At 58.9% G+C, this 11,787-nt stretch carries 11 protein-coding genes; 9 read left to right on the top strand and 2 right to left on the bottom strand.

What is annotated here, in order from left to right:
• Positions 1–17: 17 nt before the first annotated feature.
• On the bottom strand, positions 18–1,061 hold the full coding sequence (locus BM316_RS01135; protein ID WP_090202925.1) for a glycosyltransferase family 2 protein: 1,044 nt from the start codon (positions 1,059–1,061) through the stop codon (positions 18–20).
• Positions 1,062–1,264: 203 nt separating this feature from the next.
• On the opposite strand from BM316_RS01135, the gene sucC reads away from it, so the two are divergent.
• The 9 genes from sucC (at position 1,265) to BM316_RS01090 (ending at position 11,122) form a co-directional block, all read left to right on the top strand.
• A complete protein-coding gene (sucC, locus tag BM316_RS01130; protein WP_090202921.1) occupies positions 1,265–2,458 on the top strand; it encodes an ADP-forming succinate--CoA ligase subunit beta in 1,194 nt (397 codons plus the stop codon).
• The gene (locus BM316_RS01125) at positions 2,455–2,784 is read left to right on the top strand and encodes a hypothetical protein (protein ID WP_090202919.1); all 330 of its coding nucleotides are present in this window, start codon (positions 2,455–2,457) and stop codon (positions 2,782–2,784) included. Before sucC ends, BM316_RS01125 begins: the two co-directional genes overlap by 4 nt.
• Before the next feature lie 18 nt (positions 2,785–2,802).
• The gene (gene sucD, locus BM316_RS01120; RefSeq protein WP_090202916.1) at positions 2,803–3,687 is read left to right on the top strand and encodes a succinate--CoA ligase subunit alpha; all 885 of its coding nucleotides are present in this window, start codon (positions 2,803–2,805) and stop codon (positions 3,685–3,687) included.
• 96 nt (positions 3,688–3,783) lie between these two features.
• On the top strand, positions 3,784–6,741 hold the full coding sequence (locus BM316_RS01115; RefSeq protein ID WP_090202913.1) for a 2-oxoglutarate dehydrogenase E1 component: 2,958 nt from the start codon (positions 3,784–3,786) through the stop codon (positions 6,739–6,741).
• Positions 6,741–7,952 carry a 2-oxoglutarate dehydrogenase complex dihydrolipoyllysine-residue succinyltransferase gene (odhB, locus tag BM316_RS01110; RefSeq protein WP_090202911.1) on the top strand — a complete coding sequence of 404 codons (1,212 nt, stop codon included), beginning with the start codon at positions 6,741–6,743 and terminating at the stop codon, positions 7,950–7,952. The genes BM316_RS01115 and odhB overlap by 1 nt, the downstream gene beginning before the upstream one ends.
• Before the next feature lie 39 nt (positions 7,953–7,991).
• Positions 7,992–8,234 (top strand): hypothetical protein, encoded by a 243-nt coding sequence (locus BM316_RS01105; RefSeq protein WP_090202907.1) that lies wholly within the window; start codon positions 7,992–7,994, stop codon positions 8,232–8,234.
• Positions 8,231–8,641, top strand: coding sequence for an MAPEG family protein (locus BM316_RS01100; protein WP_090202906.1), 411 nt, complete (start codon positions 8,231–8,233; stop codon positions 8,639–8,641). Before BM316_RS01105 ends, BM316_RS01100 begins: the two co-directional genes overlap by 4 nt.
• 85 nt (positions 8,642–8,726) lie before the next feature.
• Positions 8,727–10,115, top strand: coding sequence for a dihydrolipoyl dehydrogenase (gene lpdA / locus BM316_RS01095; protein ID WP_090202901.1), 1,389 nt, complete (start codon positions 8,727–8,729; stop codon positions 10,113–10,115).
• A gap of 167 nt (positions 10,116–10,282) precedes the next feature.
• Entirely contained in the window at positions 10,283–11,122 is an 840-nt protein-coding gene (locus BM316_RS01090) for a TerB family tellurite resistance protein (protein ID WP_090202898.1), read from the top strand.
• Here BM316_RS01090 and BM316_RS01085 read toward each other — a convergent pair.
• Entirely contained in the window at positions 11,119–11,766 is a 648-nt protein-coding gene (locus BM316_RS01085) for a GntR family transcriptional regulator (RefSeq protein ID WP_090202895.1), read from the bottom strand. The two genes, BM316_RS01090 and BM316_RS01085, sit on opposite strands and share 4 nt — an antisense overlap.
• Between the last annotated feature and the right edge of the window lie 21 nt (positions 11,767–11,787).

The raw sequence follows: 11,787 nt of genomic DNA, 5'->3' as shown, positions 1-11,787 counted from the left end.
CCACGCTGGTTTCTTATTCAGGGGCTGCCATCCGGCGGCCCCTTTTTCATGTCCGACTTGGACAGATACGCAATCACATTGGCCTTCTTGCTGAAAAGCCACTGATCCATCGCATCTGGGCTGAGGTCGGGTTTCTCATCGGGGAAGTATCGCGCCAACGCGGTGGACACCTCGAACGCTGGTGCGTGCCAAAGTCCATGGCGCCGGAGCAAATGCTCCACCTCTGGGGTCGCAGATTTCAATGCTTGATAGACCGCTTCGGCTTTCCCCGGATTGTCCACCAGCGCCTTTGTCTGCGCCTTGCGGTGTTCAGACGGCGGCATACCATCGTTTTTTTCAAGTGCCCGCAACATGCGGGCGCGTTTGAAGACCCACGACAAAGGCGTCAGCCCGTCGAAATGAAGCAATGCCAATTCATCAGGTTCAGGTCGCGCCAAGTGTGGCGCTGATCCGTCCCGCCGCTTGTGGCGATGGACGGACATCGACAAGTCCCGCCCGCAACGCGCAAAGGCCTTGCCTTGCGCATGGCCCGTCAGGCCACACTGGGTCAGATCATAGTCCGATCCGAAAATCGCCCGCCCGCGATGCTGCGGCCCACGGAACGGACGGCGAAAGGCCCCCTCAAAAACGGAATGACCTGGATCGTCGGGCCGGTGTAGACGCTCCTCAACCGGCACGATGAGCCCATCAGTTTCCTCAGCCACTGATGCAAGAGTTTCGGCAACACGTGATCCGGGCCATAGAAACTCGTCTGCATCAATATGAACAAGCCAGTCTGACGGACATGCCGCATAAGCGTGCCGCGCATTGCGGACCTGACGGACCTGATGGCGTTTCGGGCGACTTTTTCCGTCCGCCTGCCAATAGGCAGCGTCACATCTGACCACGACGACTTGCTGCAAATGGGCCAAGGTCTGCGGCAGCGGATCATCGGGGTTATCGCAGTAAAGATGGATCGTTTGCGCACCCAGATGCAGGTGCCAGGCCACGAACGCCTGCACCAGCGCAGGCGGCTCATCAACCGTTGCAACCACTGACCAGTTCGGGTTTCGCGCAGACATGATGTCTTGCTAACACTGCCGCGAATCTTTGCAAGGCGATTAAATATTGATCTAGATCAAGGCAGAGCCTTTTTGTGATCACACAAAAAAATTATGTGATCACAAATGTTCGATTTTGCGACGATTTGGCAAATTTCCCTTAAGACACCCGATTTTTTATGCTTTAGCACGCATCAAACCGTAGCCAACTTGGAAATAGCCTAATGAACATTCATGAATATCAGGCCAAAGCCCTTTTGCGCAGCTATGGCGCGCCCGTCTCTGACGGTCGCCCTGTCACGCGCGCTGAAGATGCTAAAACCGCAGCCGGCGAACTCGACGGACCCCTTTGGGTCGTCAAGGCGCAAATCCACGCCGGTGGCCGTGGTAAAGGAAAGTTCAAGGAAGCTGACGCTGGCGAAGCCGGCGGCGTGCGCCTCGCCAAGTCGGTTGAAGAAGCCGCACAGGAAGCCAAGAAGATGCTGGGCCGCACATTGGTCACGCACCAGACCGGCCCTGCAGGCAAGCAGGTCAACCGCATCTACATCGAAGACGGTTCCGGCATCGAGACCGAGATGTACCTTGCCCTTCTGGTGGACCGCCAGACCAGCCGCATCGGCTTTGTCTGCTCGACCGAAGGCGGCATGGACATCGAAGAGGTCGCAGCATCGACCCCTGAAAAGATCCTCAACTTCACAGTTGATCCGGCCACCGGCTACCAGCCGTTCCACGGCCGCCGCGTTGCCTTTGCGCTGGGTCTCACCGGCAATCAGGTCAAGCAATGCGTGGCGCTGATGGGCAACCTCTACAAAGCCTTCGTCGAGAAGGACATGGAGATGCTGGAAATCAACCCGCTGATCATCACCGACAAGGGCGATCTGAAGGTGCTCGACGCCAAGGTCAGCTTTGACGGCAACGCTGTCTACCGCCACGCCGACGTCGCCGCCCTGCGCGATGAAACCGAAGAAGACCCCAAAGAACTCGCCGCGTCGAAATTCGACCTCAACTATATCGCACTCGACGGCGAAATCGGCTGCATGGTGAACGGCGCTGGCCTCGCGATGGCCACAATGGACATCATCAAGCTCTACGGTGCCGAACCTGCCAACTTCCTTGATGTGGGCGGCGGTGCGACCAAGGAAAAGGTCACCGAAGCCTTCAAGATCATCACCTCCGACCCCAACGTCAAAGGTATCCTCGTGAACATCTTTGGCGGGATCATGCGCTGCGACGTCATCGCCGAAGGCGTTGTCGCTGCCGTGAAAGAGGTTGGCCTGCAAGTGCCACTGGTTGTGCGCCTTGAGGGCACGAACGTGCAGCAAGGCAAGGATATCATCAACAACTCCGGCCTCGACGTGATCGCCGCTGACGACCTCAAAGACGGCGCGCAAAAGATCGTAAAGGCTGTGAAAGGATGACACTGTCCCGCGTCCTGATCTGCGGCCTTCTTGTGATCCAGCCTGCCAGTGGTTTTGCTCTCGCAGATGAGCGGACACAGGTTTTCGACTGTCTTGTCGACTTGGCAGAGCAGCTCGAAGCAGATCACGGGAATCTCGCAGATCTCGCGGAAACGATTGTTGCGCGAAACTGCTTCAGCGAACGCACGGACTATCTGAAATCAATTGATGCTGCCAACGGCGAAGGCCTGGCAGCCTATCAAAAAGAAATGGAAGAAGAGGTGCGTGCAGCCCTCATCGCGATCCGGGCCAAGCGCACCGGCTTCGACTTCCTCTCATCGAATTAATTAAGGGAGCCACCAGCCATGGCTATTCTCGTAGACGAAAACACCAAAGTCATCTGTCAGGGCCTCACCGGTTCGCAGGGGACGTTCCACTCTGAACAAGCGATTGCATACGGCACCAAGATGGTCGGCGGCGTGACCCCCGGCAAAGGTGGGCAGACACATCTGGACCTGCCGATCTTCAACTCGGTGCATGAAGCAAAGGCCAAAACCGAAGCCAATGCCTCGGTCATCTATGTGCCTCCGCCATTCGCCGCAGATTCCATCCTCGAAGCGATCGACGCTGAGATGGAACTGATCATCTGTATCACCGAAGGCATCCCTGTGCTGGACATGATGCGCGTGAAGGCAGCATTGCAGAATTCCTCCAGCCGCCTGATCGGGCCGAACTGCCCTGGCATCATCACACCTGACGCCTGCAAGATCGGCATTATGCCGGGTCACATCCACAAGCGCGGCTCGGTCGGTGTTGTTTCCCGCTCCGGTACGCTGACCTATGAAGCTGTGAAGCAGACATCGGATTCCGGCCTCGGCCAGTCGACCGCTGTCGGCATCGGCGGCGACCCCATCAAAGGGACCGAGCATATCGACGTGCTGGACATGTTCCTTGATGACGACGAAACGCAGTCGATCATCATGATCGGCGAAATCGGTGGTACCGCCGAAGAAGAAGCCGCCGAATTCCTTGCCGAGCAAAAGAAAAAAGGCCGCTGGAAGCCAGTCGCCGGTTTCATCGCTGGCCGCACCGCCCCTCCGGGCCGCCGCATGGGTCACGCCGGTGCGATTGTGGCCGGCGGCAAAGGCGACGCCGAAAGCAAGATCGAAGCGATGAAATCCGCCGGCATCGTCGTGGCAGACAGCCCCGCGACGCTGGGTGAAGCCGTGCTTGAGGCCATCGGCAAATAAGAAAGTGGCTGCCCCGGCCAGTCGGGGCAGCCTTAAATCCGGGTCTGTCGTCCCCCGCAACAACCAGACGACGCGCGAATACTTTGAGGTCCCGTCATGAACGACCATTCCCCCAACGACGATTTCCACGCCTCGTCATTTCTGCAAGGCCATAACGCTGAATATGTCGAACAGCTTTACGCCCGCTACGCCGACAACCCCGGCGCGGTAGATGAAAGCTGGCAGGCTTTCTTCCGCTCGCTTGGCGACGCGCCTGCTGATGCAAAGGCAGAGGCCAACGGTCCAAGCTGGGCACGGACTGACTGGCCCCCGCAGCCAAATGACGACCTGACAGCCGCGCTCGACGGGCAATGGGCCGCCGAGCCTGAGGCTGCTGGCAAAAAGATCAAAGACAAGGCCGCCGAAAAAGGCGTTGCGATCACCGAAGAACAGGTACGCAGTGCCGTTCTCGACAGTATCCGCGCGCTGATGCTGATCCGTGCCTACCGCATCCGTGGTCACCTCGTCGCTGATCTGGACCCGCTGGGGATGCGCGACCAGACACCTCATCCGGAACTTGATCCCAAGTCCTACGGTTTCACCGACGGTGACATGGACCGGCCGATCTTCCTCGACAATGTTTTGGGGCTTGAGCACGCAACCATGAACGAGATCATGGCGATTGTGCAGCGCACCTACTGCGGCACCTTTGCCCTGCAATACATGCACATCTCGAACCCCGAAGAAGCCGCATGGCTGAAAGAGCGAATCGAAGGCTACGGCAAGGAAATCGCCTTCACCAAAGAAGGCCGCAAGGCGATCCTGAACAGTCTTGTGCAGGCTGAAGGCTTCGAGAAGTTCCTGCATGTCAAATACATGGGCACCAAGCGCTTCGGCCTTGATGGTGGCGAGGCGCTGATCCCTGCAATGGAACAGATCATCAAGCGCGGCGGTCAGCTCGGGCTTGAGGATATCGTCATCGGCATGCCGCACCGTGGCCGTCTGTCCGTGCTCGCCAATGTGATGCAGAAACCCTACCGCGCGATTTTCAACGAATTTCAGGGCGGCTCGTTCAAGCCAGAGGACGTCGATGGTTCAGGCGACGTGAAATACCACCTCGGCGCATCGTCAGACCGTGAATTCGACGGCAACAACGTGCACCTGTCGCTGACAGCGAACCCGTCCCACCTTGAGGCCGTCAACCCGGTCGTTCTGGGCAAGGTCCGCGCCAAGCAGGACCAGAAAAACGACGAAGACCGCACCAAGGTCATGGGCATCCTGCTGCATGGCGATGCGGCATTTGCCGGGCAAGGCGTCGTGGCAGAAGGCTTCGGTCTGTCCGGCCTGAAGGGTCACAAGACTGGCGGCACAATGCATATCGTCGTCAACAACCAGATCGGCTTTACCACAGCACCGCACTTCAGCCGTTCATCGCCCTACCCCACAGATATTGCCCTGATGGTCGAGGCGCCGATCTTCCACGTCAATGGCGACGATCCCGAGGCCGTGGTCCACGCCGCCCGTGTGGCCACCGAATTCCGCCAGAAGTTCCACAAGGACGTGGTTCTCGACATCATCTGCTACCGCCGCTTTGGTCACAACGAAGGCGACGAGCCGATGTTCACCAACCCGGTGATGTACAAGAAGATCAAGAAGCATAAGACCACGCTGACGCTCTACACAGATCGACTGGTCAATGACGGCCTGATCCCCGAAGGCGAAATCGAAGACATGAAGGCCGCCTTCCAGGCGCACCTGAACGATGAATTTGAAGCCGGCAAGACCTACAAGCCGAACAAGGCCGACTGGCTTGACGGCAAATGGTCCCATCTGGATCGTCAGGACGAAGACTACCAGCGCGGCGTCACCGCGATTGAGGAAGCCACGTTCAACGCCGTTGGCGAAGCCCTCAGCACGGTGCCGGACGGCTATCCGCTGCATAAGACCGTTGCACGTCTGATGGATGCCAAAGCCAAAATGTTCGAAACCGGCGAAGGGATCGACTGGGCCACCGGCGAGGCGCTTGCTTTCGGATCACTGCTGACCGAAGGCTACCGTGTCCGCCTGTCAGGGCAGGATTCGACCCGCGGCACGTTCAGCCAGCGCCATTCCGGTCTGGTCAATCAGGAAACCGAAGAGCGCTACTACCCGCTCAACAATATCCGCGAAGGTCAGGCACATTACGAAGTCATCGACTCGATGCTGTCGGAATATGCGGTGCTAGGCTTTGAATACGGCTACTCGCTGGCCGAACCCAATGCGCTGACGCTTTGGGAAGCGCAGTTCGGCGACTTTGCCAACGGCGCGCAGATCATGTTCGACCAGTTCATCAGTTCCGGCGAAAGCAAATGGCTGCGCATGTCGGGCCTCGTCTGCCTGCTGCCGCACGGCTACGAAGGACAGGGCCCCGAACACTCGTCTGCACGTTTGGAGCGTTTCCTGACGATGTGCGGTGGCGACAACTGGATCGTGGCCAACTGCACAACGCCAGCCAACTACTTCCACCTGCTGCGCCGCCAGCTGCACCGGACCTTCCGTAAGCCGCTCATCCTGATGACGCCAAAGTCGCTGCTGCGGCACAAACTGGCGGTCTCCAAGCGCGAGGAATTCACGGTCGGGTCATCCTTCCACCGTGTCCTCTGGGATGACGCACAACACGGCAATTCGGACACCGAACTGGCCGCAGACGACAAGATCAAACGTGTCGTGATGTGTTCCGGCAAGGTCTACTACGACCTGCTGGAAGAACGCGACGCCCGTGGCATCGACGACGTCTACCTGATGCGCTTCGAACAGTTCTATCCGTTCCCGGCACAATCTGCGGTCAAGGAGCTTGAGCGCTTCAAGAACGCCGAAATGGTCTGGTGTCAGGAAGAGCCGCGCAACCAGGGTGCATGGTCATTTATTGAGCCAAACATCGAATGGGTGCTGACCCGTATCGGTGCAAAACACACACGGCCCGTCTACGCAGGACGCGCCGCCGCCGCCTCGCCCGCCACGGGCCTGGCCAGCAAGCACAAAGCAGAACAACAGGCGCTCGTGAACGACGCCCTGACTATCGAAGGAAGCAAGTAATGAGCACCGAAGTCCGCGTCCCCACACTTGGCGAATCCGTGACAGAAGCGACGGTCGCCACATGGTTCAAACAGCCCGGCGATGCCGTGGCGGTTGATGAGATGCTCTGCGAGCTGGAAACTGACAAGGTGACCGTCGAGGTGCCGAGCCCTGTGGCTGGCACACTCTCGGAAATCGTCGCCGCCGAAGGCGAAACCGTCGGCGTTGATGCGCTGCTTGCGCAGATCGCCGAAGGCGACGCCGCCGCGGCTCCGGCAGCCAAGGCCGAAGAGCCAAAGGCCGCAGCGAAGGAAGAAGAGGCACCTGCCCCGGCACCAGAGGCCAAAGGCAAAGACGTCGAAGATGCACCATCCGCCAAAAAGCTGATGGCCGAAAACAACCTCTCCGACGTGCAAGGCACCGGCAAAGACGGCCGCGTGATGAAAGAGGACGTGCTCAACGCCCTGTCCTCGGCCTCCGCCGCACCTGCCCCTGCTGCCGCACCACGCGCACCGGTCGCCGCCGATCAGGCCGCCCGCGAAGAACGTGTGAAAATGACCCGTCTGCGTCAGACCATCGCCAAGCGTCTGAAGGACAGCCAGAACACCGCCGCCATGCTAACGACCTACAACGAGGTCGACATGACCGAGGTCATGGCCCTGCGGAACGAATACAAGGACCTGTTCCTCAAAAAGCACGGCGTCAAACTGGGCTTTATGTCCTTCTTCACCAAGGCCTGCGTGCACGCGCTGAAAGAAGTGCCTGAAGTGAACGCCGAGATCGACGGCACAGACATCGTTTATAAGAACTATGTCAACATGGGCATCGCCGCAGGCACGCCGACTGGTCTTGTTGTGCCTGTGATCAATGACGCCGACCAGATGAGCTTCGCCGCCATCGAAAAGGCGATTGCCGAAAAAGGCGCGAAGGCCCGCGACGGCAAGCTCTCCATGGCCGAAATGCAGGGCGGCACATTCACCATCTCCAACGGTGGTGTCTACGGCTCGCTCATGTCCTCGCCCATCCTGAACCCGCCGCAGTCCGGTATCCTCGGGATGCACAAGATTCAGGATCGTCCGATGGCGATCAACGGTCAGGTGGTGATCCGTCCGATGATGTATCTCGCACTCAGCTATGACCACCGGATCGTCGATGGCAAAGGCGCCGTGACATTCCTCGTACGCGTGAAAGAAGCGCTTGAGGATCCACGTCGCCTGTTGATGGATCTGTAATCGGGACTGGCGGGCCCTGCCCGCCATTTCGAGCCTGACATGCAACGCGCCCTGACCCAAGCCGAATACGACCAGATTTTCCGCGCCCGCATCATCGGGTGGGGCCTGCGCTGGACGGTGGGTTTCGGCGTGGTGCTGGTGCTGACCGCACTGGTTGACGGCATCGGCTGGCTCTGGCCCGCCACCATCGTCCTCGCCGGCATCTCCTTCGTGGTGACACTGATGCAGGCGAACCGGCTGAAGATACATGTGTATGAGGGTGGCGAGGAGATCGAGAAATGACCCACGAACTCACCGTCCTCGCCCTCGCGGGCCTTTTGCAAGGCGTCCAGTTTGTGCTGATGTCGGTGCCGGCCAATCTCGAACTTGGCCCCGGCAAGACGGCATCACCGCGCGACAGCTCGCGTCTTGAAAAGCCGCTCATTGATCAGGTCAGTGACAAGACCGGTCGGCTCTTCCGGGCGCTGAACAACCATTTCGAGGGGTTGATCCTTTTCACGCTCGCCGTCGTGGTCGTGTCGCTAGGCGACAAGGGGACCGGACTGACTGCCATCTGCGCCTGGACCTATCTGGCCGCGCGCGTTCTTTATGTGCCCGCCTACTATTTCGGCTGGTCGCCCTGGCGATCGCTGATCTGGTTTGTCGGGTTTCTTGCAACCATGCTGATGATTGTGTCAGCCTTGATATGACAATTCGTATGCACCGGTTGTGTACGGCCTGTGTACAGGTTGTGTACAGCCAGTGTACGCCCAAAATGCCTGAAGGAGTTTCCTTATGTCCAGCTATGACGTGATTGTAATCGGTGCCGGTCCCGGCGGCTATGTCTGCGCCATCCGCTGCGCCCAGCTCGGAATGAAAGTGGCTTGTGTCGAAGGACGCGAGACACTCGGCGGCACCTGCCTGAATGTCGGCTGTATCCCCTCCAAAGCGATGCTTCACGCCACCCATATGCTGCACGAGGCAGAGCATAACTTTGCAACCATGGGCCTGAAGGGCAAAGCCCCTTCTGTCGATTTCAAACAGATGCTCACCTACAAGGAAGAGACGATCGCCCAGAATACCGGCGGCATCGAATTTCTGTTTAAAAAGAACAAGGTAGACTGGATCAAAGGCTGGGCCAGCATCCCTGAGGCCGGCAAGGTCAAGGTCGGTGATGAGGTCCATGAGGCCAAGAATATCATCATTGCCTCAGGCTCGGAGCCGTCCTCGCTGCCAGGTGTAGAGGTCGACGAAAAGACAGTCGTGACCTCAACCGGTGCGCTGTCCTTGCCGAAGATCCCCAAGAAAATGGTCGTGATCGGCGCAGGCGTGATCGGGCTTGAACTGGGCTCCGTTTACGCGCGGATGGGGGCTGAGGTTGAAGTGATCGAATTCCTTGATGCGATCACGCCAGGCATGGACGCCGAAATCGCGCGTCAGTTCCAGAAAATGCTGACAAAGCAAGGCCTTAAGTTCACACTCGGCGCTGCGGTGCAAGGCGTCTCGGTCAAGGGAAGCAAGGCCACAGTGACCTACAAGATGCGCAAGGACGACAGCGAACACACGATGACCGCTGACACTGTCCTCGTCGCCACAGGCCGCAAACCCTACACCGAAGGATTGGGCCTCGATGCGCTCGGCGTGGAGATGACCGAACGCGGCCAGATCAAGACCGACGCGCGCTATGCCACGAATATCAAAGGGATTTATGCGATCGGTGATACGATTGCTGGCCCGATGCTGGCGCATAAGGCCGAAGATGAAGGCATGGCAGTTGCCGAAGGGATCGCCGGTCAGCACCCACATGTGAACTACGGTGTCATTCCGGGCGTGATCTACACGCACCCCGAAGTCGCCAACGTCGGTGAAACCGAAGAAACCCTGAAAGAACAAGGCCGTAAGTACAAAGTCGGCAAGTTCCCCTTCATGGGCAACGCGCGCGCCAAAGCCAATTTCTCTGGCGAAGGGTTTGTGAAAATCCTCGTCGATGCAGACACAGACCGCGTTCTGGGCGCCCATATCATTGGTCCGATGGCCGGTGATCTGATCCATGAAATCTGCGTCGCCATGGAGTTTGGTGCCGCGGCAGAGGATCTCGCCCGAACCTGCCACGCCCACCCGACATACTCCGAAGCCGTCCGTGAGGCCGCACTGGCCTGCGGCGATGGCGCGATCCACGCCTGATCTGTCAGCAGGCCGCAGCAAGATGCCTGCGGCCTGCCCTTCCAGACCCTCTGGTCAAACACGGTGTAAAATGTAAACTCGGCGTGAACGGTCCAATTTGGGGCTGCCAGATTGCGCGAGGCTGGCCAATGTTTTCAGCCGGTTACGCATGAAAGACGAGTATTTAGATGACCCGATTTTCTTTGGTCTTTGTTCTGGGGCTCATGTTAGGCGCACCGGCCCACGCCTTCGGTGAGGACACCGGACAATTCACCGACTATGAGTTCGTCGCCCCGACTGATGTGGCAACACCGGGTCGCCCGGCATTGGCGCTCTGCTATGAGACCGATGACCTGCGGTTCTATGGCGTGACCTTGCTCAGCAACATCACCGGCTACGTCCTTGCAACAGAGAATTGCGCGGGGGAACCTGTGCGGTCTCTGTCACCCGCTGACGTGCGCGCAGCCCAGAATGCAGGCCTGATCAACCCCGATTTGCCTGCTATCGCCAAGAACGACGTCCGCCGTAACCTGACCAACTATGGTGTTTGGGCCGCTGTGATCCTTGGTCTGGTGGCCGTTATCATCCGCCGGGTGAAAGCGCTGCTCGGCTATGATTTGCGCGGTCCGATGCGGCGCAAGACGACGCAGCGAATTCTGTATGCGATGTGTCACGCGGGGCATCGTGACGGTGTTATTGAAGGGAAAGAAATCACGCTCATAAGGCGCACAGCCCAGCGCCTGACACGACGCAGCATCAGCACCTCGCAGGTGGTCAAGGCCGCCGACAAGACAGGCGGCCCTCTTGGCGACGCAGATTACATCGACATGGGGCGTGGCTTGCGCGACGGTGAAAAAGACGTGCTTATGCGCGCGGTTTTCTACGTCACGCTGGCAAGTGGACGGTTGCTTCCACGAGAGCACGAATTCCTGACCCGTCTTGCGTATGGTCTTGGCATCCCTGGTGAGGACTTCCGGCGGGTGATGAACCTCGCACTGTCCGATCTTGATCGCTATCCGCCGCGCTAATTTTTTAACATCCGCAGGCCTTGCGTCGCATCCGTCCGCACCGCCAGACGCAAGCCTGGCTCATCGCCCGCCTTCAGTGCTGCAAGGATCAGCTTGTGGTGATAGGGCGGTTCGGTCCTGCGCAAACGTCCATAAAGCGCGCGCATTGTCGGCCCAAGCTGGAGCCAGACCGTCTCGGTCATCGCCAGCATAGCGGGTGCCTGCGCGCGCAGGTAGAGCGTGCGGTGGAATTCGAGATTCAAGCGGATGTAAGCCGTCGCATCCTGTCTGGCGATGACTTGGCTCACGCTTTGATTGATCGATTCAAGCCTTTCAATCAAAGCAAAGTGTGCCCGTGGCAGCGCGCGTGATGCCAGTTCGGGCTCCAGCAAGGCACGCAGCGTTGCAAGTTCTTCAATCCGCTCATTCGTCAATTCTGGCGTTGAAACGCGGCCCGATGAGGACAGAAAAAGCGCGCCTTCCGCGACAAGGCGGCGAACGGCTTCTCTGGCCGGTGTCATCGAGACGTCAAACGACTTGCCGATCCCGCGCAGAGTCAGCGCCTCGCCAGGGGCGATTTCGCCGTGCATGATCCGCGTGCGCAAGGCGCGGTAGACACGCTCATGCGACGCTGTTGTGCTTTCTTGAACTCTCGGAGCGATCATGGACACAAGTTGTGATCACAA

The sequence above is a fragment of the Yoonia litorea genome, assembly GCF_900114675.1.
GTDB classification, from domain to species: domain Bacteria; phylum Pseudomonadota; class Alphaproteobacteria; order Rhodobacterales; family Rhodobacteraceae; genus Yoonia; species Yoonia litorea.
This window is presented reverse-complemented; position numbering and strand designations above follow the sequence as displayed.